Raw genomic sequence first — 24,707 nt, forward strand, 5'->3', positions numbered from 1 at the left:
CTCCCCACGGCCGAGATATCCACAACCCCAGCACGATCGCCGGGTCGGATCAAGAACAAAAATAGAACTTTCGGGGAAACTGAGACGATTCCGACACATAGGAACGTCTCTTACAGTCATGCTGCAGCCGGTGCTGCAAGCCGTGTCGTGGGCGAATCCGGAGGCCCGGGGGCCGGCCGGCGGCTCAGCCGCGAAGCTGGACGATACGGTCCCACATCAGCTCGGTGGCGTCCACGCCCGTGAAACGCTTGAGCTGCTGCGCCCCGGTGGGGGAGGTGACGTTGATCTCGGTGAGGTAGTCGCCGATCACGTCGATGCCGACGAACAGGAGGCCGCGCGCCTTCAGCTCCGGGCCGATGACGTCGCACAACTCCCGGTCGCGTTCGGTGAGGTCGACCGCCTCGGCGCGGCCGCCGACCCGCAGGTTGGAGCGGATCTGGCCAGGGTTGGGGACGCGGTTGATCGCGCCCACCGGCTCGCCGTCGACCAGGATGATGCGTTTGTCGCCCTTGGACACCGCGGGAATGAACTTCTGGGCGATCACCGGCTCGCGGCCGATCATGGCGTGAAGGTCGAGCATGGCGTCCAGATTCGGATCGTCGGCCATCAGCCGGGCCACGCCGGAGCCGCCGCCGCCGTAGAGCGGCTTGAGCACGATGTCTCCGTGGTGCGCCCGGAACTCGTAGATCGCTTCGTGATCGGAGGTGATCAGGGTCGGCGGCTGCACGCCGGGGAAGCCGGTCACGAACAGCTTTTCCGGCGCGTTGCGCACCTCGGCGGGATTGTTCACCACCAGGGTCTTGGGGTGGATCCGCTCCAGGAAGTGGGTGGTGGAGATGTAGGCGAGGTCGAACGGAGGGTCCTGCCGCAGCAGCACCACGTCGGACTGCGACAGGTCGCGCACCTCCCAGGGGCCGAACTCGACGTGGTCGCCCTTCACCGGACGAACCGTGCAGGGCCGGCCGCGGGCCACCACCGAGCCGCTCTCCAGCGACAGGCGGTCCGGGGTGTAGACGAACAGCTCGTAGCCGCGGGCCTGGGCCGAGAGCATCATCAGGAAGGTCGTGTCGCCCTCGATGTTGATCCGTTCGATGGGGTCCATCTGGACGGCGACCTTCAGCGACATGGGCATCTCCTGCAGCGGCGCCGTTCAGATAGTCCGGCGAAGCGCCGAGCGCCAGCGCGCGGACCTCAGTTGAGGCGCAGGCGCACCCGCTCGCGCTGGGCGCGCGCCGCCAGGGCGGCGCCGCCGTCCAGGGTCGAGGCCCTCGCCAGGGCCTCCAGCGCCCCCGCAAGCGCGCCCTGCCCCTCGCGGGCGGCGGCCACGTCGAGCCAGGGGCGGTGGTCCTTGGGATCGATCAGGGCCCGTCGCAGGGCCGCGCGCTCGGCGCGCTGGTAGTCGCGGGCCGCCTGGGCGCGGGCGAAGATGTTGTTCTGAAGGCGGATCAGCACGGCGCGGTCGCTGGCCGGCGCCATGAGCTGGTCGAGCCGGTCGGCGATGTTGGGCGGCAGGCCGGCATGCAGGGCCCGCCGCGTCAGCTCCGAGGGCAGCACCACGCGGCCTTCGCTGTAGGGGTCCAGGGCCAGGGGGCCCTCCTGGGTCTCGATCCGCAGCAGGAAATGGCCGGGAAAGTCCACCCCGTGCACGGTCAGGCCGCAGCGGCGGGCCACATGCAGGTAGTAGACCCCCAGCGCCACAGGCAGGCCCTTGCGCCGCTCGGCGACGGCGAGCACGTCGGCGTTGTCCGGGTGGTCGTAGGTCAGCAGGTCGCCCGCCAGCCGCAGGTCCCCGGCCAGGGTCTCGGCCAGGGCCTCTTCCGGGCTTTCGACCGCCAGCCTCTCAGCCAGGCGCTCGATGCCGGACTGGGCGAGGGCGCGGGTCTGCGCAGGATCGCGGGCGGGGTCTTCGTGCAGAGCGCAGGCGACGGCGGCCTCGAACAGGGGAAAGCCCTGGTCGGGCGAGGCGCCGGCCTCAAGCAGCAGGGTTTCGGCGTCCTCGCGGGTCATGCCGTCCTGTCGGAATGAATATTCGGCGCGCCCTGAGAGCCGACGCGCCGTGGTTTCAGCGTTCTGCGACAGAATTTGATTCTTCGCACGACAGTTTCCGCCTTGTTCGGGCGGGTGCGCGCATTGGTCTCGAACTGCGCAGCTTCTTACGCCCCTTTCCAGGCGTCGGCACGATGCTGCGGCCAGCGGCCCGGCGCAAGCGCCACCAGGTCCAGCCGCACGGCGGCGTCCCTCAGGGCCGGGCGCCGGGCGGCCAGGTTCGCACCTGCTCGCCGCAGGCGCTCGCGCTGCTCGACGGCCACCGCCTCGAGCGCCTCATCCAGGGTGCGCCGGCGCTTGACCTCGACCACCGCCAGGATGCGGCCGCGTTGCGCCAGAAGGTCGATCTCGCCCTGCGGCGTCTTCAGCCGAAAGCCGAGGATGCGATAGCCCTTGGCCATCAGCCAGAGCGCGGCGACGAGTTCGGCGCGCCTGCCGGAGGTCCGCGCCGCCAGGCCCCGTACGCGGCGCGCCTGGCTCATTGGGCGGCCTTTCTGAGCTCCATCGCCCGGCGGTAGAGGTCGCGCCGCGGCAGGCCCAGGGCCTTGGCGACCTCGGCGGCGGCGCCGGCGGGCTTCAGACGCTTCAGGGCGTCGGCGAGGGCGGCGTCCGCGTCCTCTGGGCTGGCCTGGGCTTCGCGGCCGGGCCCGACCACGATGACGATCTCGCCCTTGGGATCCGCGAGCCGCGGGTCGACCGCAAGCTCGGCCAGGGAGCCGCGTACGACGGTCTCGTAGAGCTTGGTCAGTTCCCGGGCGACGGCCGCCTCGCGCGGGCCGAGCACGGCGGCCATGTCGGCGAGGCTGGCGGCCAGGCGCGAGCCGCCTTCGAAGAAGACCAGGCTGGCGCGCACGCCGGCCAGTTCCTCGAGAAAGCTGCGGCGGGCGGCGCTCTTGGGCGGCGGAAACCCGGCGAAGAGGAAGCGGTCGGTGGGCAGGCCGGCCACGGTGAGCGCCGCCAGCAGGGCCGAGGGGCCGGGAATCGGATGTACGGCGAAGCCCTGCTCCAGGGCCGCGCGCACGAGGCGGTAGCCGGGATCGGACACCAGCGGCGTGCCGGCGTCGGACACCAGGGCGACGCGCTCGCCGGCCGCCAGCGCCGCCAGGACCCTGGGGCGCATGCGCTCGGCGGCGTGCTCGTCATAGCGCTCCAGCCGCGCCGAGAGGCCGTAGGCGGCCAGGAGCTTGCCGCTCACCCGCGTATCCTCGGCCAGGACGAGGTCGGCCTGGGCCAGGACGTCGAGCGCGCGCAGGGTGATGTCGCGCAGGTTGCCGATCGGCGTGGCCACCAGGTAGAGCCCAGCTTCCAGGGGCGTGTCGGACAGCGGCGGCGGCGGCGGGCGTCGGCTCATGGGCAAGCCATCCCGCGTGCGGATCGCGAACGCAAGGGGCGCGCGTTCAGGCGCTGAGTTCGGCGATCAGCCGGTCCAGGACGAGGCGGCCCGCCGAGGTCGCGCGAAGCCGGCCGACGTCGGCCTCCAGCAGGCCCATGGCGCGCAGCTCGGCGACCTTGTGCGCCCGCACGTGAAGGCCGAGCGGCGCGAGCTCGTCGAAGCCCACGCCTTCCTCAACGCGCAGGCCCATCAGCAGCCGCTCCTCGGCCGCCTCGCGGGGGGTGAGCGCCTCCTCCGCGACGACGCCCGTGCCGCCCTGTTCCACGCAGGCGATGTAGTCGGCCGGGGCGCGGGCGGCGACCGTCGCGCGGCGAACGCCCTCCAGGGTCAGGCGGCCGTGGGCGCCAGGACCGGCGCCGATGTAGTCCCATCCGCGCCAGTAGACGAGATTGTGGCGCGAGCGGGCGGCCTCGCCCCGGGCGTGGTTGGAGATCTCGTAGGCGGTGAACCCCGCTTCGCCCAGGATGTCGCCGGTGGCCTCGTAGAGGTCGGCCCCGACGTCGCTGTCCGGCGGGACCAGGGTCCCGCGCCGTGCGGCGCGCTCGAACGCCGTGCCCGCCTCTATGGTGAGTTGATAGGGCGAAACGTGCTCTGGCTGCAGCTCCAGGGCGGCCGCCAGTTCGGCGCGCCAGGCCGCGACCGTCTGTCCGGGACGGGCGTAGATCAGGTCGATCGACAGCCGCGGAAAGGCCGCGAGGGCGATCTCCGCGGCCCGGCGCGCCGCCGCCGCGTCATGGTTGCGGCCCAAGAGGGCGAGGGCGGCGTCGTCCAGGGACTGGATCCCCAGGGACAGCCGGTTGATCCCGGCGGCGGCGAAGTCGGCGAACCGGCCGGCTTCGGCGTCGGTCGGATTGGCCTCCAGGCTCGCCTCGACCTCGCCGTCCGGCGTCCATAGCGCCCTGGCCGTCGCCAGGATCTCGGCGACCCACTGCGGCTCCATCAGCGAGGGCGTGCCGCCGCCGAAGAACACCGACACCAGCGCCCGCGGCCCGATGCGGGCGGCCTGGGCGCGCAGGTCGGCGACGATGGCCTCCGCGAGGCGGGTTTGCTCGGCGCGCCGTCCCCGGTCGCGCAGGACGTTGAAGTCGCAGTAGGGACAGATCCGCGAGCAGTACGGCCAGTGGATGTAGACGCCCAGCGGCGTCAAAGCAGGGTCGCCTTGAGCTTGGCGAAGGCGCGGGCGCGGTGGCTCATCGCATCCTTGGCCGCCGGATCCATCTCGCCGAACGTCAGGGCCTCGCCTTCTGGCTGGAAGATCGGATCGTAGCCGAAGCCGCGGGTCCCGCGGGCGGGGAAGGCGAGCGTCCCATCGACGCGGCCCTCGACCACCACCGCCGGACCATGCGGCCAGGCCAGGGCGAGGGCGCAGGTGAACCAGGCGGACAGATCCTCGCCCCCCGCTGCCTCCACCCGCTCCTCCACCTTGCGGATCGCCTCGGCGAAGTCCTTGTCCGGCCCGGCCCAGCGGGCGGAGTAGACGCCCGGCGCGCCGTCGAGGGCCGCGACGGACAGGCCGGAATCGTCGGCCAGGGCGACGAGGCCGGAGCGGTCGGCGGCGGCGCGGGCCTTCAGGAGGGCGTTGCCGGCGAAGGTCGTCTCGGTCTCTTCCGGTTCGGCCAGGCCCAGCTCGCCAGCGCTCACCAGGTCGAAGCGGTCATCCAGGATCGCCGCCAGTTCGCGCGCCTTGCCGGGGTTGTGCGTGGCGACGACCAGCCGGGCGCCGGGTTCAAGCTTCAGGGCCATGGGGGGCTCCGGTGTAGGGGACTGCGCCGAAATACAGGTGCGCGACGGCGGCGTTAAGCCCCTGCGACGCAGCGCGGAATCCTTGTCCGGCAAGGGAATCGTCCTGGCGCGGATCTTGCTGCATTGCGAGATGGTAATCTATTACGACGATTTAATATCGTTTTTCGATAATCTCCTTGATCGGAAAACGATGCGTCTGTATCGATTATCGACATGGACGACGGATGTGTCGTCACCCGCATACCGCAACGCAACATAGAGCTTCTGGAGACCTCAAATGACTGCTTCGAAGATGATGAACTGGATGGACCGCACCGCGATGGCCGTCGCCGTCCTTCTCGCCTCCCTCCCGGTCCTGACCGTGGTCGCCGGCGCCTCGATCCTCTAGTCTCGGTTCCATGATCGGAACCCGCCCCCGCCGCCGGCCGCCCGCGGCGGGTTCGCGCGTGGGACCGACCCGCAGGACCGTGGGGGAAGTGTGGTGATGATGCGCGCCTTGGGGCCCGGCTCGGTGTCGAGCCTTCTGAAGATCATCCTGGACGTGGTGTTCGTGGCGCTGTGGATCGGCGTCGGCGGCGCGGTAGGCCTGCTGGCCCTGGCCGCCCTCCTGCTCAGCTTCAACCCCGAACTGCTGTCTCAGATCAGCGTCACCGCAGGCGGCGAAGAGGTGAGCGGGCGCGGCCCCTTCCTCACGGTCGGCCTGATCGCCGTCTGCCTGTACATGGCCGGCGTGCTGGTGATCGTCGACCGACTGCGCCGGATCTTCTCGACCCTGACCGCGGGCGATCCGTTTCACCCGGACAACGTGACCCGCCTGCGGGTGGTCGGCCTGATGCTGGCTATGCTGGAGATCGGCCGCTACGCCCTGTGGACGGCGAGCGCCTGGCTGTTTCCGGCGGCCGACGAGGTCCAGCCGAACTTCAGCCTGACCGCCTGGTTCTCCGTGCTGGTGGTGTTCGTCCTGGCCGAAGTGTTCCGCGAGGGCGCGCGCCTGCGGCGCGAAGCCGAGTTGACGATCTAAGCGGGCCGGAGCGTTTCATTCATGCCGATCCGCGTGCAACTCGACCGCGTGCTGCTGGAGCGGCGCATGTCGCTCACCGAACTCGCCGACCGCGTAGGCGTGACCATCGCCAACCTGTCGATCCTGAAGACCGGCAAGGCGCGCGCCGTTCGGTTCTCGACCCTGGCGGCCCTGTGCCGCGAGCTCGACTGCCAGCCAGGGGACCTTCTCACCTACGAACCCGGCCCTGGAGACGACGTCCCGGACGAGGACGGCTGACAGCGCGCGGTCCGACGGAACCGCCCGGCTGCGGCTGCGCTTAGCGACTGTGCTGACGACCAAGATGAACCCGCGGGTGTTCTGGGGCGCCAGTGTGGTCGTCGGACTGCTGCTGGCGGTGGCCGTCGCCGCGCCGGCCGCATCGGACTTCGCATTCCATGCCGCCCAGTCCTGGGTGATCGCCTCGTTCGGCTGGTTCTACGTGGCCGCCGTGGGCGGCTTTCTGCTGGTCTGCCTGTTCCTGGCGGTCGGGCCCACGGGGCGGCTGAAGCTCGGTCCCGACGACGCCGAGCCGGACTATCCCTACGTCTCATGGCTGGCGATGCTGTTCGCCGCCGGCATGGGCATCGGGCTGATGTACTTCGCCGTGGCCGAGCCGGTTCAGCACTTCGCCGCGCCGCCCGAGGGCGCGCCCAGGAGCTTGGCGGCCGCGCGCGAGGCGATGGTGATCACCTTCCTGCACTGGGGCGTTCACGCCTGGGCGATCTACGCGGTGGTCGGGTTGAGCCTGGCCTTCTTTGCGCATCGTAAGGGCCTGCCGCTCACCCTGCGTTCGGGGCTCCGGCCGCTGCTCGGCAAGCGGACCGACGGGCCGATCGGCGACGCCGTGGACATCTTCGCCATCTGGGGCACGCTTTTCGGCATCGCCACCTCGCTGGGCCTGGGCGTCGCCCAGATCAACAGCGGCCTGGCCTACCTCGTCGGGCTTCCCGCCACGCCGCTGACGCAGGTGGCGCTGATCGCCCTGGTGATGGGCGCGGCCACGGTCTCGGTGCTGACCGGGCTGGATCGCGGCGTCCGCCGGCTGTCGGAGCTGAACCTGTTCCTGGCCGTGTGCCTGATGCTGTTCGTGCTGGTCGCAGGTCCCACCGGGTTCCTGCTCAAGGCGCTGGTGCAGAACTTCGGCCTGTATCTCGACGAGTTCTTCCTTCGCACCTTCAACCTTTACGCCTACGAGCCACGCGGCTGGATGGCCAACTGGACGCTGTTCTACTGGGCCTGGTGGATCGCCTGGTCTCCGTTCGTCGGCATGTTCATCGCACGGATCTCGCGTGGAAGGACCGTGCGCGAGTTCGTCGTCGGGGTGCTCGTGGCCCCCACCGCGTTCACCTTCCTCTGGATGACCGTCTTCGGCGACACCGCCATCAGCCTGGACCTGGGTTCGGCGGCCGGAGCGATCTCTCAGGCCGTCGCTGCGGACCTGTCGACGGCGATCTTCCGCTTCTTCGAACACCTGCCGGGGACGGCGATCGCCTCGACCCTCGCGGTGCTGCTGGTGGCCGTGTTCTTCGTCACCTCGGCGGATTCCGGATCGCTGGTGATCGACACCATCGCCTCGGGCGGCGCGGATGACACGCCCCGCTGGCAGCGTGTCTACTGGTGCGTGCTGGAAGGCTTGGCCGCCGCCCTTCTCCTGCTCGCTGGCGGCCTGAACGCACTGCAGGCGGCGACCCTGGTCGCGGCCCTGCCGTTCGCGGTGGTCATGGTGATGCTGGCGGTCGGCCTCGTGCGCCAGATGCGGGCGGACGCCGCCGGCGTCGCCCTGGAGCCGGAGGCCCCCCGCCTGCGCGAACGCCTGCGCCAGGTCCTGGCGCCGCCGAGGCGAGGCGACATCGAGCAGCAGATCGAGGAGAACGGCACCCCTGCGCTCGTGGCTGTCCGGGAGGCCTTGCGCAAGGAGGGCTTCGCGGAGGCCGCCGTCGAGCGATCGGCCACGGGGGTGAGCCTGGTGGCGCCCCAGGGCGCGACGGCCTTCACCTATCGCCTTGCGGCCGAGGCGCGCCCCCTGCCGGCCTACAGCTTCCTGGAGGCGCCCGAGCCGCGCCGCACCCAGGAATGGCGGCTGGTGGCCCGGCACGCGGCGGACGAGCGGCGCCACGACGTCACCGGTCTCAGCCGCGACCAGCTTATCGCCGACGTGGTCGAGCGACTTCGGCAATGGCGCCAGAGGCCGGACCTTCGAGGGAGCTAAGTCGGCGAGTGCGCTGCAACATCAGGTGCGACATGTTGCAGCGCGGCCACGGACAACGCCCTCCCGGCTATTGAATTGTTAGCCTTTGGCTCCTATGTGCGCTGCAACATTGCTGCGATGCACAAAGGAGTTCGCCATGTTCGCCTTCTTCGAACGCCTGGTCCAGCGCCTGGCCGCGCCCTACGCCTATGAACTGGCTCGCATGCCGGACTCGGCGTTCCGCGCGCTTCTCGCCCGGATCTGAGGCGAAGACGCGGGCGGCGTCAGCCGCCCGCCGCCGCCTTCTGAAGCGCGCACAGCTCGCCGATTCCCTTGCGGGCGAGCCCGAACAGCGCCTCGAACTCGGCCTGGGTGAATCCGCGCTTCTCGCCGGTGGCCTGGATCTCGACGATGTCGCCCGACCCCGTCAGCACGAAGTTGGCGTCCGCCTCGGCGTTGGAATCCTCCTCGTAGTCCAGGTCGAGCACAGGGGTTCCCTCGAACACCCCGCATGAGATCGCCGCCACCTGGTCCAGGATCGGGTCCTTGGCGATCAGCCCTTCCTCCAGCATGTAGCGGGTGGCCAGGCGCAGGGCGACCCAGGCGCCGGTGATCGCCGCCGTGCGCGTGCCGCCGTCCGCCTGGATGACGTCGCAGTCGATGCTGATCTGACGCTCGCCCAGCGCCTTCATGTCGACCACCGCGCGCATGGAGCGACCGATCAGCCTCTGGATCTCCTGGGTGCGGCCGGACTGCTTGCCCTGGGCCGCCTCGCGCCGGCCGCGGGTGTGGGTGGCGCGAGGCAGCATCCCGTACTCCGCCGTCACCCAGCCCTGGCCCCGGCCGCGCAGGAACGGCGGTACGCCTTCCTCCAGGCTGGCCGTCACCAGCACCTTGGTGTGACCGAAGCTCGCCAGGCACGAGCCCTCGGCGTAGCGGTTGACGCGGGTCTCCAGGACCACAGGGCGCAGGACGTCTGGGCTGCGTTCGGACGGGCGCATCGGGAGACCTCTTCGTACATGCGGCGCCGCGCGCCTTGCGCGGCGGATGCGCGGGCTTATCCTATGCAAAGAGGTTCAGTCCATGGCGACCAGCCGACGTTCAACGCACCGCCCGACGTGACCAGTTCGCCCCTGCTCCCCCGGGGTCCGTCCCTGACCGAACTCGACGAACGGGCCCGCGACATCTTCCGCCGGGTGGTGGAAAGCTATCTTGAAACGGGCGAGCCGGTGGGTTCGCGCACCCTGTCGAAGGGCGGCGTCGGCCTGTCGCCGGCTTCGATCCGCAACACCATGCAGGACCTGACGCAGCTCGGCCTGCTGGGCGCGCCGCACATTAGCGCCGGGCGACTGCCGACGCACGCGGGGCTGCGCCTGTTCGTCGACGGCCTGATGGAGGTGGGCGACGTCGCCGAGGAGGAACGCCGTTCGATCGAGGCCCGGCTGCGCGCCCATGGCCGCAGCTACGAGGACGCCCTGAACGAGGCCTCCGCGATCCTTTCCGGCCTGGCCGGCGGGGCCGGGGTGGTGGTCACCCCGGTGCGCGACGCCGGCGTCAAGCACGTGGAGTTCGTCGCCCTTGGCGGCGATCAGGCCCTTGCGATCATGGTGTTCGAGGACGGGGTGGTCGAGAACCGGCTGATGCGGGTGGCCGCCGGCGTCACTCAGTCGGCCCTGCAGGAGGCCTCCAACTTCCTGAACGCGCGCCTGCGTGGGCGCACCCTCGGCGAGGCCCGCGCCGAGGTGACCGGCGAACTGGAGCGCGGCCGGCGCGAGCTGGACGCCGCGGCCGCGCGGTTGGTGGAGGACGGGCTGGCGGCCTGGAGCGGCGGCGAGGACCGCGAACGCGCCCTCATCGTGCGGGGCCGGGCCAATCTTCTCGGCGACCGCGAGACCCTCGACGATCTTGAGCGCGTGCGCATGCTGTTCGACGACCTGGAGGCCAAGGAGCAGCTCATCGGCCTGCTGGACGGAGTGCGCGACGCCGAAGGCGTGCGCATCTTCATCGGGGCGGAAACGCGCCTGTTCTCGCTTTCCGGTTCCGCCGTCATCGCGGCGCCCTATATGACTGGCCGACAGAAGGTGCTGGGCGCGATCGGCGTGATCGGCCCTGCGCGGCTGAACTACGCCCGGGTCATCCCGCTGGTGGACTACACCGCCCGCGTGCTGAGCCAGGTGATCAATGTGTGAAGGAAGACGATGACCGACGATCATACGCCGGCCGACGAAGAGACCGAAGCGACGGCCGAAGCCGCGCTCGAGACGCTTGAGGCGCTGCGGGCGGAGAACGCAGCCCTGAGGGAACAGGTGCTGAGGGTCGCCGCCGACGCGGAGAACGCCAAGCGCCGGGCCGAGCGCGAGGCGAACGACGCGCGCGCCTACGCCATCCAGAAGTTCGCCCGCGACCTCCTGGGGGTGGCCGACAACCTGTCCCGCGCCCTGGCGGCCCAGCCTGGCGGCGAGGCCGACGCTGCGGTGAAGAACTTCGTCGTCGGCGTGGAGATGACCGAAAAGGCGCTGCAGACCGCCTTCGAGCAGAACGGCCTGAAGAAGGTCGATCCGGCGAAGGGTGAGAAGTTCGACCCCCACCTCCACCAGGCGGTGATGGAGCAGCCTTCGGACGAGGTCGCCGGCGGCGGTGTCATCCAGACGCTGCAGGCCGGCTACGAGTTGTTCGGCCGAATCGTCCGTCCGGCCATGGTGGCCGTGGCGGCCAAGGGCTCGGGCCCGGCGCCCCAGGCGGACGGGTCCGGCAATCCCTACGACGCGGACGGCGACGGGTCTGGCGCTTCGGTGGACAGGCGCGCCTGAGCCCACGCTCGGGGCCGCACAAGCCCTTTCCGCCGCCGGGTTTTCGGTTAATGTCCCAGGTCCCTTCCCACTGGGGGGTGCGGCCCGTACAGAAGCGGGCCGTTCAGGAGGTTCGGACAGGTTATGAAGCTGACGATTGAACGGGCGGCGCTCTTGAAGGCGCTGGGGCACGTGCAGAGCGCCGTGGAGCGGCGCAACACCATCCCGATCCTGTCGAACGTTCTGTTGTCGGCCGAGCGCGACCGGCTGACCTTCTCGGCCACCGACCTCGACATGGAGATCATCGACGAGGCTCTGGCCCAGGTGGATCAGACCGGCCAGATCACCGCGCCGGCGCACACGCTCTACGAGATCGTGCGCAAGCTGCCCGAGGGCGCGGACGTCTCCCTCGGCTTCACCGGCGAAGACCCGCGCCTGACGGTGCAGGCCGGCCGCTCGCGCTTCGCGCTCCCGGTGCTGCCCGCCGGCGACTTCCCCGTCATGTCCTCGGATGGACTATCCGGACCGATCGGGGTGGACGTGAACGAGCTGATCCGCCTGATCGACAAGACCCGCTTCGCCATCTCCACCGAGGAGACGCGCTACTACCTGAACGGCCTCTACCTGCACACGGTGGTGGACGGCGGCGTGCAGAAGCTGCGTGCGGTCGCCACCGACGGACACCGGCTGGCGCTGGCCGAGATGATCGCCCCGGAGGGCGCGGCCGGCACCCCCGGCGTCATCGTGCCGCGCAAGACCGTGGGCGAGGCCCGCCGCCTGCTCGACGACGCCGGCGAGCAGATCGACCTGCAGGTGAGCCCGCAGAAGGTGCGCTTCGACCTGAACGGTGCGGCGCTGACCTCCAAGGTGATCGACGGCTCGTTCCCCGACTACGCCCGCGTCATCCCCCGGGACAACAACCGGGTGATGATGGTGGACAACAAGCTGTTCGCCAAAGCCGTCGACCGGGTGGCCACCATTTCGGCCGAGAAGAGCCGCTCGGTGCGCATGGCGATCGAGCCGGGCCGGGTCATCCTGACGGTGCGCAACATGGAGGCGGGCCAGGCGGTCGAAGAGATCGAGGTCGACTACGACGGCGAGCCCTTCGAGCTTTCCTTCAACGCCCGCTACCTGCTGGACGTGACCGACCAGATCAGCGCCGAGCAGGCCGAGTTCCGCTTCGGAGGGCCCAACGATCCGGCCCTGGTGCTCGATCCGGGCGACGCGGACGTCCAGTATGTGCTGATGCCGCTCAGGGTCTAGACGGTGCAGTGTCTGCACGAGGCTTGGCCTGGAGGCTGAGCGACAGCGCGCGCGGTTCGGCCCGAAACGGGATATGAGGCGGCGGTGACGCGCCTTTTCCGCCTGACCCTGACGGACTTCCGCTCCTACGCCCGCGCCGACCTGGTGATGGACGGGCGGCCTGTAGTGCTGGCCGGCCCCAACGGCTCGGGCAAAACCAATCTTCTGGAAGCGGTGAGCCTGCTGATTCCCGGTCGCGGCCTGCGCAACGCCGCCTTGGCCGAGTTCGGCCGCCGCCTGCCTGGCGAAGGGCGCGGCCGGGCCTGGGCGGTCCATGCCCAGATCGAGGACCGCGGCGACAGCTTCGGCGTCGGCACGGGCGTGGAGAGCGCCGGCGCGGCGCGGCGGACGGTCCGGATCGAGGGCGAGCCCGTGCCGCCGGGCCGGCTGGCCGAGCACATGCGCCAGGTCTGGCTGACCCCGGCCCAGGACCGCCTGTTCGTCGAAGGCGCCGGCGATCGCCGCCGCTTCTTCGACCGCCTGGTGTTCGCGGCCGAACCGAGCCACGCGGCCTGCGCCTCGGCCTATGAGAAGGCCCTGCGCGAGCGCATGCGGCTGTTGACCGACGGGATCGCCGACGCCGCCTGGCTGGGCGCGCTAGAGGCGCGCATGGGCGAGGCGGGCGTGCTGATGGCCCAGGCCCGCGTGCGCACGCTCCAGGCCCTTCAGGCCGAGATCGACGGGCGGGGCGATCGGCCCTTTCCCCAGGCGCGGCTTGCGCTCACCGGCGAATGGGAGCGGATGGCCGGCGAGGGCGTGGAGACCGCCGAGATCGAGGATCGGCTCGTCCGCACTCTGGCCGGCGCGCGCGACCGCGACGCGGCGGCGGGGCGCGCCCTGTCCGGCCCGCACCGGGGCGATCTGGAGGTCGTCCACGCCGAAAAGGACCGTCCGGCCTCGGAATGCTCGACCGGCGAGCAGAAAGCCCTGATTCTGAACCTGGTCCTGGCCCAGGCGGCGCGTCTTTCGCGTGCAGAATCGGCTCCGGTTCCTATATTATTGCTGGATGAAGTCGCAGCGCATCTGGACCGCCGAAGGCGAGCCGCGCTGTTCGACGAGATCGTGGCGCTCGACCTCCAGGCGTTCCTGACCGGGACGGACGAGCACCTCTTCGAAGACCTACAGGGCCGGGCCCAAAGCGTCCCGATGGACGCTGCCGGTTTCACCCATTCGGACGACAGATGACCGACGAGATCGAGAGCAACGGCCAGGCCGAGTACGGCGCCGAGTCCATCAAGGTGCTGAAGGGCCTGGACGCGGTGCGAAAGCGCCCGGGCATGTACATCGGCGACACCGACGACGGCTCGGGCCTGCACCACATGGTCTATGAGGTCGTCGACAACGCCATCGACGAGACCCTGGCCGGCTGGGCCACCCGCGTGGAGGTGATCCTCAACGCTGACGGCTCCTGCACGGTCACGGACGACGGCCGCGGCATTCCCACCGACATCCACGAAGGCGAAGGGGTCTCGGCGGCCGAGGTCATCATGACCCAGCTGCACGCGGGCGGTAAGTTCGACCAGAACAGCTACAAGGTCTCCGGCGGCCTGCACGGCGTGGGCGTGTCGGTGGTGAACGCCCTGTCGGACTGGCTGAAGCTGAAGATCTATCGGGGCGGGCTGCAGCACGAGATGGAGTTCCGCCGGGGCGACCCCGTGGCCCCGCTCGCGGTCACCGGCAAGGCGCCGCTGCGCGAGAACGGCGAATTCCTGTCGGGCACCGAGGTGACCTTCCTGCCCTCGACAGAGACCTTCTCGTTCATCGAGTTCGACCGCAAGACGCTGGAGCATCGCCTGCGCGAACTCGCGTTCCTGAACTCCGGCGTGACCATCTGGCTGAAGGACTTCCGCGAGGCCGAACCCTTCGAGGAGGTGATGAGCTACGAGGGTGGGATCGAAGCCTTCGTGCGCCACCTCGACAAGGCCAAGACGCCGCTCGTGAAGGCGCCGATCGTCATCCGCGGCCGGCGCGAGTCGGTCGAGGTCGACCTGGCGCTCTGGTGGAACGACGGCTACCACGAGAACGTCCTGTGCTTCACGAACAACATCCCGCAGCGGGACGGCGGCACGCACCTGGCGGCGTTCAGGAGCGCCCTGACCCGGATCATTTCCGGCTATGCCGAGAGCTCCGGCGCGGCCAAGCGCGAGAAGGTTTCGGTTTCAGGCGAGGACGCGCGTGAGGGCCTGACCTGCGTGCTGTCGGTCAAGGTGCCCGACCCCAAGTTCTCCTCCCAGACCAAGGACAAGCTGGTCTCCTCCGAAGTGCGCCCGGCGGTCGAGGGCCTCGTGTCGGAAGGGCTGGCCACCTGGTTCGAGGAGCACCCCAACGAAGCCAGGCTGATCGTCCAGAAGATCGCCGAGGCCGCCGCGGCCCGCGAGGCCGCCCGCAAGGCCCGCGAACTGACCCGCCGCAAGTCGGCGCTCGACATCACCTCCCTGCCCGGCAAGCTCGCCGACTGCCAGGAGCGCGACCCGGCGAAGTCCGAGCTGTTCCTGGTCGAGGGCGACTCGGCCGGCGGTTCGGCCAAGCAGGCCCGCAACCGTGAGAACCAGGCAGTGCTGCCCCTGCGCGGCAAGATCCTGAACGTCGAGCGCGCCCGCTTCGACAAGATGCTGTCGTCCGATCAGGTGGGCACGCTGATCACCGCCCTCGGGGCCGGGATCGGACGGGACGACTTCGACATCGAGAAGATCCGCTACCATAAGATCGTCATCATGACGGACGCCGACGTCGACGGCGCCCACATCCGCACGCTGCTGCTGACCTTCTTCTACCGGCAGATGCCGCAGGTGATCGAACGGGGCTACCTCTATATCGCCCAGCCGCCGCTCTATAAGGCGACCAAGGGCAAGTCCTCGCGCTACCTGAAGGACGACGCTGAGTACGAGGTCTATCTGATCGACGAAGGCGTCGATGGCGCGACCCTGGATCTGGCCAGCGGCGAGCGCCTGGCCGGCCAGGACCTCATCGACCTGGTGCAGACCGCACGCGGCGCCAAGGCCAACATCGAGCGCCTAGCCCTGCGCGCGCCGGCCTTCGCGGTCGAGCAGGCGGCGCTGGCAGGACTGCTCGGCGAACAGCCCGATCCCGCCGCCGCGGCCCGACGCTTCGACCTCTACGCCGAGGAGGGCGACGGCCCGTGGAGCGGCGAGCCGGGGGAAGGGGGAGGGTTCGTCTTCTCCCGCGTCAAGCGCGGCGTTTCCGAGCGTGTCGTGCTGGACGAGCTGCTGCTGCACGCGGCCGACGCCCGGCGCCTGGGCGACCGCGCCGCGGCCCTTGCCCAGACGTTTTCCGGACCGGCCACGTTCACGCGGCGGGACCGCACGACGACGGTGCGCGGCCCGATCGACCTCGTGAACGCGGTGCTGGACTCCGGCCGCCGTGGGCTTTCGATCCAGCGCTACAAGGGCCTGGGGGAAATGAACCCCGACCAGCTGTGGGAGACGACGCTGGACGCCGACGCCCGCACTCTGCTGCAGGTGAAGGTGACCCACGCCGACGACGCCGACGACATGTTCACCCGACTGATGGGCGATCTCGTCGAACCGCGGCGCGAGTTCATCCAGGAGAACGCCTTGGACGCCGAGGTGGACGTCTAGAACATCGACGGCGAGATCCGCCCGCCAGGCCTGCGCGGCCCGGCGGGCGCTCGACGTCTACCAGCGCGCGGCCACGCCCAGGTAGTAGGTGCGGCCGTAACGCTCGTAGTTGGTCAGCCAGTCGTCGCGGCCGGCCTGATACTCGCGCAGCACCTCGTCATTGAGGTTCTGCAGATCGGCGAAGACCTCGATCCGGTCGGTGATCCGATAGCTGATCTTGGCGTCCAGGCGGCGGTAGTCGTCGTCCCAGGTGTCGGCCTCCACATCGCCGCCCAGTCCCTGAATGGCCTTGCCGGTGTGGTGGTAGGACAGCGCCGCTTCCAGCCGGTCGTTCTGGTAGAAGATCTGGGCGCCCCACAGCAGGTCCGACTGCGCCGGGAACGGCGTTTCGCCGCGGTCGGGCACGATCAGCTCGGAGTCGGTGAACGTCACGTTCCCGGCCACGCCGAAGCCGCTCCAGAACCCGGGCAGGAAGGCGAACTGCTGCTGATAGGCCAGTTCCAGGCCGGTGATCTCGCCCTTGTCGGCGTTGCGCGGCTGGGAGTAGCGCAGCGTCTGATAGGTTCGACCCTCGATGGTCACGTTGGTGCGGGTCTCGGCGAAGCCGAAGATCGGGTCCTTGATCGACTTGTGGAACAGTCCGGCCGAAACCATGCTCCCCGGAGCGAAGTACCACTCGAAGCTGAAGTCGATATTGTCGGAGATGTAGGGCTTCAGGTCGATGTTGCCCTCGCTGAGCGAGCCTTCGAACACGCCGGCCGAGACCTGCTCGTACTCCAGTTCGCCGCCCGGCTTCAGCTGCGGGTACTGCGGCCGGCCGAGGGTGCGGGTGTAGGCGGCCCGCATGACGATGTCCTCGCGCGGCTCGTAGCGGACCTGGATGTTGGGCAGGAAGTCGGTGTACTCCCCGCTGGTCGACACCGGAGTCACGACCGTGCCGCCGGTCAGGCGGAAGCCGGACACCTCGGTCTCCGTGCGCTCGATGCGCCAGCCGCCCGTCACCTTGACCTGGCCGAAGTCCACATGGGCCATGGCGTAGCCGGCGTAGACCCGCTCGGTGAGGTCGTAGTCGTTGAGCGTGGCGTTGCTGAGCGTGGTGGCCGTGTCCAGCACGAACTTGCTGGAGTTGAGGTTCGCGACCGTGAAGGCGCTGATGGCGTCGGCGTCGATCGTCAAGGCGTTGGTGTAGACGTGGTCGCCCAGGTCCACCTCGCTCACGCCGCCGGCCAGGTCGTAGTCGGCCAGGGTGAAGCGGTTGGCGCTGGAGCCGCGGCCCCAGACGTCGGTGCGCCCGTCGAAGGACTTGTCGGTCTGCCGCGCCTTGAAGCCGAACTTGAAGTAGCTGTCCTGCCCGACGTCGATCGCACGCTTCAGGTCGAGCCTGGCCGCGACGTTCGTCTCTTCGCCGTACTCGTCCTGGCGGGTGTACTGGTAGAAGCCCAGGTCCGACGGCTTGGCCCCGCGCGGCGTGGCCGTGTAGAGCAGCGGCCGCATGTCGACGTCGACGGTGTAGTTCACCAGGCTGCGGAACTGCCAGACCTGGTTCGGCTCGACCAGCTCATTGTAGCCGTAGGACAGGTCGTAGCTGGCCTCCCAGGGGCCGCGCTCGTTGAGACCGCCCGCCGAGAATGTAGTGATCGACTTTTCCTTGTACTCCAGGCGAAGGTCCTGGCGCATCTGAATGCCCGTGGCGACGCCGGTCGCGCCGTCCGCGTTCAGCACCAGCCGGCCGCTGGACAGCACCGCGTTGGTGGCGAAGTCGAGACGGTTGCGCTGACGGTACTCGTCCTCGGTGAAGCGGCTGTAGAGCCCGCGCAGGTGGTACTTGTCCTGGTTGGTCGGGCGGAACTCCAGAGCGAAGCTCGCGCCGATCCGCTCGCGGGTGAGGTTGTAGTTGGTCGCCTTGATGTTGGTCGGCAGGCCGCCGCGGGCGACGCCCGGCACCGAACGCCAGTCATCGGGATAGAGGCCGTCGGAGCGGTAGTCGCGGTAGGAGTAGTTCACGCCGAACAGGGTGCCGATCCTGCCGTCCGCGAACACGCCGCCGATGGCGCCGTCGCCCTGCACGGGAGTCTTCTCGTTGAATTCCTGGTAGCCGCCCTGCAGCGACAGCTGCGCGAAGCGGTTCTTGCCGGCGTCGAACGGCGACTGGGTGACAAGATTGATCGTGCCGCCGATGCCCTGGGCGTCCATGTCGGGGGTCACGGCCTTGACCACCTCGATGCGCCCCAGGAGCTGGCCGCCGACGATGTCCAGCGGCAGGGCGCGGCTGTCGCCGTCGGGATTGCCTACCTCGACGCCGTTCAGGGTGACGTTGTTCAGGGAGGCGCCGATGCCGCGGATGGCGACATAGCGGCCTTCGCCCTGGTCGTAGGCCAGGCCGACGCCGGGCAGGCGCTCGAGGTTTTCGGCGACGTTCTTGTCGGCGAGTCGGCCGATGTCGTCGGCGCTGATGGCGTCGACGACGCCGACGGCTTCGCGCTTGGTGTCCATCGCCCGCTGCAGCGACAGGCGCTGGCCGGTCACCACCAGTTCGTCCACGGCGGCGTCTTCCTGGGCGAGCGCCGGCGTGCAGATCGCCGTCGACGTGAAGAGGGCGCCAATCAGCGCCGGACGCAGGTATCTGTGCATGTACATCCCCTCGGCTCGTTCTGTGCGAGGGGGCGCCTTAGCCACGGCGAATATCGGATCGGCGACGTTTGGGTGTCGGTTCGATGTCGCGACGCCGACTTGTCCGGATTTCGTTTCGGCCGCCGGGGGACGCGCTTTGGACGTCGGCCTCCGGCGCCCCGATCGCCCCCTGAGCGGGCGCCCCGCGCCCCTGGGCGCCTAGAGCGAAGGCGCCCCGGCTGCGTCAGCCTTCCCCCAGGGTCAACTCCGCTCCGGACGACCTATAATCGCACGGGCCGGATCGCTCCGATTCGGTCGGACGGCATGGGGGCGCCGTGGAAAACGATGTGACGCTGCGCCCCGAGCGCATTCTCCACCTGTCGGAGCGCCTGTCGGCGGTGGCCGGCGCGAAGATCGGTGAGATCTCCTCGATCAACCGCGAGGCCAAGATGCTGGCGATCAACGCGCTCATCGTGGCGGCGCGGGCCGGTGAAGCGGGAAAGAGCTTCGCCATCGTCGCCGAGGAGTTCAAGCGCATCTCCACGGAGATCGACGAGGTCGCCGAGGCGCTCGAAAGCGAAGTCCGCGCCGATCTGAACGAGCTCTCCGCCGTTGGAGGGGCGATCCTGGGCCACCTCAGGGGCCAGCGTCTTGCGGACCTGGCGCTGAACGCCATCGAGATCATCGACCGCAACCTCTACGAGCGCACCTGCGACGTTCGCTGGTGGGCGACGGACTCGGCGGTGGTGGACTGTCTGGCCGCCGGCGGCTCGCCCCAGGCGGCCAGGTACGCCTCGAGCCGCCTGAAGGTGATCCTGGACGCCTACACCGTCTATCTGGACCTTTGGATCTGCGACGCCCGCGGTCAGGTCCTGGCGACGGGGCGGCCGGAACGCTATCCGCGGGCCACCGGCCTGTCGGTGGCCGACCAGGCCTGGTTCCGCGACGCGATGAAGACGAAGACGGGCGACGCGTTCGCCGTGGCCGACATCGCCCGCAAGGCCGTGCTCGACGGCGCGCCGGTCGCGACCTACGCCACCGCCATCCGCGAGGGCGGGCGGGTCGACGGCAAGGCCCTCGGCGTCCTGGGCATACACTTCGACTGGCGGCCGCAGGCGCAGGCGGTCGTCGACGGCGTCCGGCTGACGGACGAGGAGCGCGCCCGATCACGCGTCATGCTGCTCGACCGCAACGGCCTGATCTTGGCGGCTTCGGACCGCCAGGGCGAACTGATCGAGACCTTCACCTTGCCGCCCAACGCCGGGGCCATGGGCAGCTACGCCGAGAACGGGGTGACCGTCGGCTACGCCCTGACCCCTGGCTACGAGACCTACGAAGGCCTGGGCTGGTTCGGCTGTATTCTTCAGCGTGAGGGCGAGTAGTCTCACTCCCATCTTTGTCACGAAATATTATCAGAGTCGTCGCGGACGTGTCGAATGTTTGTATCGGCCGATTCAGGTCGAAACCGCGCCTTTAGATTGAGATTTGGCCAAATTTTACCTAGTCCAGACAAAAAATACACGTCTGAAATGTGTTCGACAAGTTTAGGTGTCGTCGTAGTGCAGTCGTAACGCCGTCGCTGGCGCGCCATCTGTGGAACGTAAATCTCCTCGGCTTTCGGAGGGGATTTTATGAAAGTCGAAACACATCGGAGACGCTGGACGCTCATGTCCAGCGCCGCTGTCATGGCCGCAATGCTGGCCGGACCGGCCATTGGCGCGGAAGCGGAAGGCGAAGTCTCGGAGCTGGTGGTCACCGCACGCCCGATCGCCGAATCCGAGGCCAAGGCCCTGGAGATTCAGAAGGCGTCGCCGGCGCTGGTCAGCGTGATCGCGGCCGACTCCGTCGGACGCCTTCCGGACCAGAACATCGCCTTCGCCATCGGCCGCCTGCCGGGCGTGGCCGTCGAGCGCGACCAGGGCCAGGCCCGCTACGTCAACCTGCGCGGGGCGAGGATCAACTGGACCACCCTGTCGTTCGACGGCCTGTCGGTGGTCAGCCCGGAGGGGCGCGCCTCGCGCTTCGACAACATCCCGTCGGCCCTGGCCAGCCAGATCGTCGTGAACAAGGCGGTCACGGCGGACATGCCGGGCGACACGGTGGCGGGGAACGTCAACATCATCACCCGCAGCGCCTTCGACAACCCGGGACGGAGCATCACGGGCAAGGCCGGCCTTGGCATCGTCATGCTGGGCGGCGGCGAGGAGGCCGACGCGTCCCTCTTCTTCTCCGACCGCTTCATGGACGGGAAGCTCGGCGTCGTGCTGCAGGGGTCCAAGTACCACCGCAACATGGTGACGGACAATTTCGAGACCGATCCCTGGCAGCAGGGCGGCGGCTCTCGCGACCGCCGTCCCGGCTACGAAGACCGCCGCTGGGCGCGGGAACACGAGAACAAGGCCTATCGCCTGACCCGCGGCAACATCGGCGGAACGGCCAAGATCGAATACGAGTTCGACGAGAACAACCGCGTCTTCGCCAGCTCGATCTACACCGAATACCAGGACGAAGAGCTGCGGAACAACTACATCTTCCGCCTGGACAACGGCGCTGTGACCGTCACCGGGGCCTGCCCGGCGACGCCGGCGGCCCAGACCACCTCCGGCGCGTTCGACATCTGCAACGGAAATACGCCAGACAAGGGCGTGGTCTACGGCGCCCAGATCACCGCGACCTTCAATTCCCTGGAATCGTCGGAGTACACCTGGACCAACACGCTGGGCGGCGAGCACCTGTTCGGCGGCTGGGACCTGTCCTGGCGGCTGAACTACACCCAGACCGAAGACGGCCAGAACGCCCCGGCGCTCACCAACTTCGCCAGCCCCTCGACCCTGACCCTGCGCCCGACGGTGGCCTACGACTTCACCGACGACGAGAACCATACCGTCCAGCTCTACCGCACCGTCGTCACCAACGGCGTCCGCTCGATGGGCGCCCGAGCCTACTCGATCGACGAGTTCGCCCTGCCGCTGGCGTCCAGCGGAAACGTCATCCAGACACGTGACGGCGGCGATCCCAGCTTCGCCTACACCGCCAAGTTCGACGCCGGCCGGGACCTGGAGCTGATGGGCTCGCCCCTGCGCGTGAAGCTCGGCGGCCTCTATTCGATCCGCACCAAGAAGCACGAGGAGGTGCTCTACGCGGCGACCGCCGCCCAGCTGGCGGCCGCCGGCCGCACCTTCACCTACGACGACATCCGCAACACCAAGCCCTTCCAGGGCGACATCGCGCTCGGCTACTCGTTCAACTACTTCTCCAAGAGCGCGCTCGACAACCTGGCCGGCGAGCTGCTGCGTGACGGCGTGCTGGTGCGCCAGAACTCCAACGGCAACTACTACCGCGTCCAGGAGAGAATCCTGGCCGCCTACGCCATGGGCACGTGGGAGCAGGGCTGGGGCGACGTGGTGTTCGGGCTGCGCGCCGAGCGGACGGAGAACTCCGGAACGGCCTACGCGAATGTCGGCGGGGTGCAGACGCTGGTGACCGCCGAGAACGAGGACACGCTCCTGTTCCCGAGCCTGCACCTGAACTACGACCTGAACGACCAGATGAAGGTCCGCTTCGGGATCACCACGGGCGCCTCCCGCCCCGACTATGACGAGCTGCGGCCGAACTTCAGCTACAGCGACACCGATCAGACCGTGTCCGGGGGCAACCCGGACGCCGGCCCCGAAAAGGCGGTCGGCGCGGATCTCTACTTCGAATGGTACATGCAGCCTCAGGGCTTCTTCTCGGCCGGTCTCTACTACAAGAGCCTGACCGACGTGCTCTTCACCCAGGCCGGCGTCTTCGGGCGCGACATCCTGAACTCCGGCGGCGTCGACCGCTCAGGCTACACCCTGACGACCCTGCGCAACGGCGGCGACGGCTACCTGCGCGGCGTCGAGGTCGCCTACTCGCAGTCGATCGCGCCGCTGGTCGAAATGGCGAGCCTGCCCGAGTGGCTCGGCGGCTTCGGGCTCCAGGGCAATGTCACGCTTAACGACTCCGAGGTGACGGTGCCGGCGGTCGGCAACGTGCCGGAGCGGAAGATCCCGCTGCCGGGCACGTCGGACCTCGTCTACAACCTGTCGCTCTACTTCGAGAAGTATGGCCTCTCGGCGCGGCTGGCGTACCAGTTCCGCACCGAATGGGGCCAGTCGGTCGGCGACTACCAGGTGCTGAACGGCAAGGTTGTGCCTGTCACAAACGGCGACGTCTATTGGGACGACGACGAGGAGCTCGACCTGTCGGTCCGCTACCAGATCAACGAAAACTTCGAGTGGTACTTTGACGCCGCCAACCTCACCAACGACGCTGGCCGCCGCTACGGCGCCGATCCGAGCCATCCGATCGAGCACGAGACCTTCGGCCGCCGCTACATGACCGGCGTTCGCTTCACCTTCTAGTTCCGCAGTCCGACTGCTGCGGGGGCGCGTCCGAGGGGCGCGCCCCCGTCCGCCTGTTCATTCGGGGTACCCATGCCGCCAGTTCAGATGCTCCGCCTCGCCCTCCTCGCCGCCCTGCTCTCGACAGCGTCGGCCCAGGCCCACGATGCGGCCGTCCCGGTCCAGGGGCGCGCATGGCTGGCGGGGGACCATCATGTCCATAGCCGCTACAGCGTGGGCTACACCCCCTCGCCCAATCCCGGCGAACCGCCGACCCCGGTCATCGCCGGCGACGCCCGCTACCCGATCCCCACCAACGCGCAGATGGCGGTCAGGCACGGCCTGTCCTGGATGGTGTCCACCGACCACGGCGGGCCCAACCATTCGAAGGTCAACAGGGAGATGGCTTATCCGGAACTGCTGCGCTCCCGCCAGGAAGCACCGGGACTGATCCAGTTTTACGGCATGGAGTTCGACACCCCTGGCGCCGACCACTCCAGCCTGATCGTGCCGCACACCGACGACGAGCGCGAAGTGCTCTACGAGATCGAGAGCCGCTTTTCCGAACGCGAACCCTGGCCGGCCGATCCGGGTCGGGACACCGAGCCAAAGATGCTTGAGGCGCTCGAACACATGAAGTCGGTGGCTACACCGCCGGTCGTGATCGCCAACCATCCTTCGCGCTCGGCCAAGGGCGTGGGCGACTATGGCCAGGACACGCCCGCCGAGTTGCGCAACTGGAACGACACCGCTCCGCGGATCGCCGTCGGCATGGAGGGCGCGCCCGGCCACCAGGCGAGCGCGCTCAAGCCCGACGGCTCGGTCAAGCCGGAGGGCGCCCGCGGCGGCTACCGCAACGCCCCGACCATGGGCGGGTTCGACCAGATGACGGCGCGCCTCGGCGGATTCTGGGACTCGATGCTGGGCGAGGGACGGCGCTGGTGGGTGACCTCGACCTCCGACTCCCACCGCCACTACACCGAGGGCGGCAGCGACTTCTGGCCAGGGGAGTATTCCAAGACCTACGTCCTGGCCCGCCACGACTACGACGACATCCTCGACGGGCTCCGTAACGGACGGGTGTTCGTCACCACCGGCGACCTCGTCTCGGAACTTGACGTGACCCTGGCGCCGGCTCGGGGCCGCCGCGACGGCGGCGCGTCCATCGGCGGCGAGCTTCACGTGCGCAAGGGCCAGGACGTGCGCGTCACGATCCGGTTGCGCGACCCGGCCGGCGCCAACTTCGGCGGACGCAGCCCGGCGGTCGAGCGGATCGACCTGATCCGCTCCGAGATCACCGGTCCGCTCGCCGACCGCACCAGCGACGCCAATCCCCACGCCAGGGTCGAGAAGCGCTTCACCGCCGCCGACTGGAAGCGCGACGGCGAGGTGCTGACCATGAGCTATGTGCTGCAGGACGTGCGCCAGGCCAGCTACGTGCGGGTGCGCGGGACGAGTTCCGCCGAGCAGGAGCCCACGCCCGATCCGGCCGGCGAGGATCCCTGGAGCGACCTGTGGTTCTACGCCAACCCCGTGTTCATCGCCGTCGATTGAGCGCCCTGCGACAGCAGCGCCCATCTGACAGCCGCGAATTCGTGTAGAGTGAACGCCGTTCTCTAGGGAGGGCG

At 69.2% G+C, this 24,707-nt stretch carries 19 protein-coding genes; 11 read left to right on the forward strand and 8 right to left on the reverse strand.

The genetic code is table 11. The annotated features are described in order from the left end of the window. Positions 1-184 precede the first annotated feature (184 nt). The 6 genes from gshB to rdgB form a co-directional block, all read right to left on the reverse strand. Complete coding sequence (gene gshB / locus ACK4YQ_RS04630; protein WP_409608747.1) at positions 185-1,126, reverse strand: glutathione synthase; 942 nt, start codon at positions 1,124-1,126, stop codon at positions 185-187. 65 nt (positions 1,127-1,191) lie between these two features. Continuing rightward, positions 1,192-2,007 carry a SirB1 family protein gene (locus ACK4YQ_RS04635; protein ID WP_409608749.1) on the reverse strand — a complete coding sequence of 272 codons (816 nt, stop codon included), beginning with the start codon at positions 2,005-2,007 and terminating at the stop codon, positions 1,192-1,194. 146 nt (positions 2,008-2,153) lie between these two features. Beyond that, a complete protein-coding gene (locus tag ACK4YQ_RS04640; protein ID WP_409608751.1) occupies positions 2,154-2,528 on the reverse strand; it encodes a YraN family protein in 375 nt (124 codons plus the stop codon). Further along, positions 2,525-3,397 carry a 16S rRNA (cytidine(1402)-2'-O)-methyltransferase gene (gene rsmI, locus ACK4YQ_RS04645; RefSeq protein WP_409608753.1) on the reverse strand — a complete coding sequence of 291 codons (873 nt, stop codon included), beginning with the start codon at positions 3,395-3,397 and terminating at the stop codon, positions 2,525-2,527. Before rsmI ends, ACK4YQ_RS04640 begins: the two co-directional genes overlap by 4 nt. A gap of 46 nt (positions 3,398-3,443) precedes the next feature. Continuing rightward, positions 3,444-4,586 carry a radical SAM family heme chaperone HemW gene (gene hemW, locus ACK4YQ_RS04650; RefSeq protein ID WP_409608755.1) on the reverse strand — a complete coding sequence of 381 codons (1,143 nt, stop codon included), beginning with the start codon at positions 4,584-4,586 and terminating at the stop codon, positions 3,444-3,446. Further along, the gene (rdgB, locus tag ACK4YQ_RS04655) at positions 4,583-5,182 is read right to left on the reverse strand and encodes an RdgB/HAM1 family non-canonical purine NTP pyrophosphatase (RefSeq protein WP_409608757.1); all 600 of its coding nucleotides are present in this window, start codon (positions 5,180-5,182) and stop codon (positions 4,583-4,585) included. Before rdgB ends, hemW begins: the two co-directional genes overlap by 4 nt. 484 nt (positions 5,183-5,666) lie before the next feature. Between rdgB and ACK4YQ_RS04660 the strand changes: the two genes are divergently transcribed. Genes ACK4YQ_RS04660 through ACK4YQ_RS04670 form a run of 3 tightly spaced genes read left to right on the forward strand, consistent with a single transcriptional unit; the run spans position 5,667 to position 8,433 of the window. Beyond that, positions 5,667-6,203 (forward strand): DUF2975 domain-containing protein, encoded by a 537-nt coding sequence (locus tag ACK4YQ_RS04660; RefSeq protein WP_409608759.1) that lies wholly within the window; start codon positions 5,667-5,669, stop codon positions 6,201-6,203. A 21-nt stretch (positions 6,204-6,224) separates the two neighbouring features. Further along, on the forward strand, positions 6,225-6,461 hold the full coding sequence (locus ACK4YQ_RS04665; RefSeq protein ID WP_409608761.1) for a helix-turn-helix domain-containing protein: 237 nt from the start codon (positions 6,225-6,227) through the stop codon (positions 6,459-6,461). A gap of 49 nt (positions 6,462-6,510) precedes the next feature. Next, a complete protein-coding gene (locus tag ACK4YQ_RS04670) occupies positions 6,511-8,433 on the forward strand; it encodes a BCCT family transporter (protein ID WP_409608763.1) in 1,923 nt (640 codons plus the stop codon). 263 nt (positions 8,434-8,696) lie between these two features. Here the strand turns inward: ACK4YQ_RS04670 and rph are convergent, their stop codons facing one another. After that, positions 8,697-9,413, reverse strand: a complete 717-nt coding sequence (gene rph, locus ACK4YQ_RS04675) for a ribonuclease PH (protein ID WP_409608765.1) — start codon at positions 9,411-9,413, stop codon at positions 8,697-8,699. Positions 9,414-9,476: 63 nt separating this feature from the next. On the opposite strand from rph, the gene hrcA reads away from it, so the two are divergent. From hrcA to gyrB, 5 genes are all read left to right on the forward strand, one after another. After that, positions 9,477-10,601 carry a heat-inducible transcriptional repressor HrcA gene (gene hrcA / locus ACK4YQ_RS04680; protein WP_409608766.1) on the forward strand — a complete coding sequence of 375 codons (1,125 nt, stop codon included), beginning with the start codon at positions 9,477-9,479 and terminating at the stop codon, positions 10,599-10,601. Positions 10,602-10,610: 9 nt separating this feature from the next. Next, complete coding sequence (gene grpE / locus ACK4YQ_RS04685; RefSeq protein WP_409608768.1) at positions 10,611-11,222, forward strand: nucleotide exchange factor GrpE; 612 nt, start codon at positions 10,611-10,613, stop codon at positions 11,220-11,222. 123 nt (positions 11,223-11,345) lie between these two features. Further along, positions 11,346-12,464 (forward strand): DNA polymerase III subunit beta, encoded by a 1,119-nt coding sequence (dnaN, locus tag ACK4YQ_RS04690; RefSeq protein WP_409608770.1) that lies wholly within the window; start codon positions 11,346-11,348, stop codon positions 12,462-12,464. Between the two features lie 84 nt (positions 12,465-12,548). Further along, positions 12,549-13,688, forward strand: coding sequence for a DNA replication/repair protein RecF (recF, locus tag ACK4YQ_RS04695; protein ID WP_409608772.1), 1,140 nt, complete (start codon positions 12,549-12,551; stop codon positions 13,686-13,688). Continuing rightward, positions 13,685-16,102: a DNA topoisomerase (ATP-hydrolyzing) subunit B gene (gene gyrB / locus ACK4YQ_RS04700; RefSeq protein ID WP_409608774.1), complete on the forward strand. Its 2,418-nt coding sequence runs from the start codon at positions 13,685-13,687 to the stop codon at positions 16,100-16,102. The genes recF and gyrB overlap by 4 nt, the downstream gene beginning before the upstream one ends. 57 nt (positions 16,103-16,159) lie before the next feature. On the opposite strand, the gene ACK4YQ_RS04705 is transcribed toward gyrB, so the two are convergent. Then, entirely contained in the window at positions 16,160-18,739 is a 2,580-nt protein-coding gene (locus ACK4YQ_RS04705; RefSeq protein ID WP_409608776.1) for a TonB-dependent receptor, read from the reverse strand. A 308-nt stretch (positions 18,740-19,047) separates the two neighbouring features. On the opposite strand from ACK4YQ_RS04705, the gene ACK4YQ_RS04710 reads away from it, so the two are divergent. From ACK4YQ_RS04710 to ACK4YQ_RS04720, 3 genes are all read left to right on the forward strand, one after another. Continuing rightward, on the forward strand, positions 19,048-20,094 hold the full coding sequence (locus tag ACK4YQ_RS04710) for a methyl-accepting chemotaxis protein (protein WP_409608778.1): 1,047 nt from the start codon (positions 19,048-19,050) through the stop codon (positions 20,092-20,094). Between the two features lie 285 nt (positions 20,095-20,379). Then, a complete protein-coding gene (locus tag ACK4YQ_RS04715) occupies positions 20,380-23,100 on the forward strand; it encodes a TonB-dependent receptor (RefSeq protein ID WP_409608780.1) in 2,721 nt (906 codons plus the stop codon). Between the two features lie 72 nt (positions 23,101-23,172). After that, entirely contained in the window at positions 23,173-24,633 is a 1,461-nt protein-coding gene (locus tag ACK4YQ_RS04720) for a phosphoesterase (protein WP_409608782.1), read from the forward strand. Positions 24,634-24,707 lie beyond the last annotated feature (74 nt).

Origin of the sequence: Phenylobacterium sp. (genome assembly GCF_046291545.1) — a bacterium.
Classification (GTDB): Bacteria; Pseudomonadota; Alphaproteobacteria; order Caulobacterales; family Caulobacteraceae; genus Phenylobacterium.

Coding starts and splice junctions, on each gene's coding strand:
- ACK4YQ_RS04660 (WP_409608759.1), top strand. CDS start 5,667: ATGATGCGCGCCTTGGGGCCCGGCTCGGTGTCGAGCCTTCTGAAGATC.
- ACK4YQ_RS04705 (WP_409608776.1), bottom strand. CDS start 18,739: ATGTACATGCACAGATACCTGCGTCCGGCGCTGATTGGCGCCCTCTTC.
- ACK4YQ_RS04715 (WP_409608780.1), top strand. CDS start 20,380: ATGTCCAGCGCCGCTGTCATGGCCGCAATGCTGGCCGGACCGGCCATT.
- dnaN (WP_409608770.1), top strand. CDS start 11,346: ATGAAGCTGACGATTGAACGGGCGGCGCTCTTGAAGGCGCTGGGGCAC.
- rdgB (WP_409608757.1), bottom strand. CDS start 5,182: ATGGCCCTGAAGCTTGAACCCGGCGCCCGGCTGGTCGTCGCCACGCAC.
- rsmI (WP_409608753.1), bottom strand. CDS start 3,397: ATGAGCCGACGCCCGCCGCCGCCGCCGCTGTCCGACACGCCCCTGGAA.
- gyrB (WP_409608774.1), top strand. CDS start 13,685: ATGACCGACGAGATCGAGAGCAACGGCCAGGCCGAGTACGGCGCCGAG.
- ACK4YQ_RS04665 (WP_409608761.1), top strand. CDS start 6,225: ATGCCGATCCGCGTGCAACTCGACCGCGTGCTGCTGGAGCGGCGCATG.
- grpE (WP_409608768.1), top strand. CDS start 10,611: ATGACCGACGATCATACGCCGGCCGACGAAGAGACCGAAGCGACGGCC.
- ACK4YQ_RS04720 (WP_409608782.1), top strand. CDS start 23,173: ATGCCGCCAGTTCAGATGCTCCGCCTCGCCCTCCTCGCCGCCCTGCTC.
- ACK4YQ_RS04635 (WP_409608749.1), bottom strand. CDS start 2,007: ATGACCCGCGAGGACGCCGAAACCCTGCTGCTTGAGGCCGGCGCCTCG.
- gshB (WP_409608747.1), bottom strand. CDS start 1,126: ATGTCGCTGAAGGTCGCCGTCCAGATGGACCCCATCGAACGGATCAAC.
- ACK4YQ_RS04640 (WP_409608751.1), bottom strand. CDS start 2,528: ATGAGCCAGGCGCGCCGCGTACGGGGCCTGGCGGCGCGGACCTCCGGC.
- rph (WP_409608765.1), bottom strand. CDS start 9,413: ATGCGCCCGTCCGAACGCAGCCCAGACGTCCTGCGCCCTGTGGTCCTG.
- hrcA (WP_409608766.1), top strand. CDS start 9,477: ATGCAAAGAGGTTCAGTCCATGGCGACCAGCCGACGTTCAACGCACCG.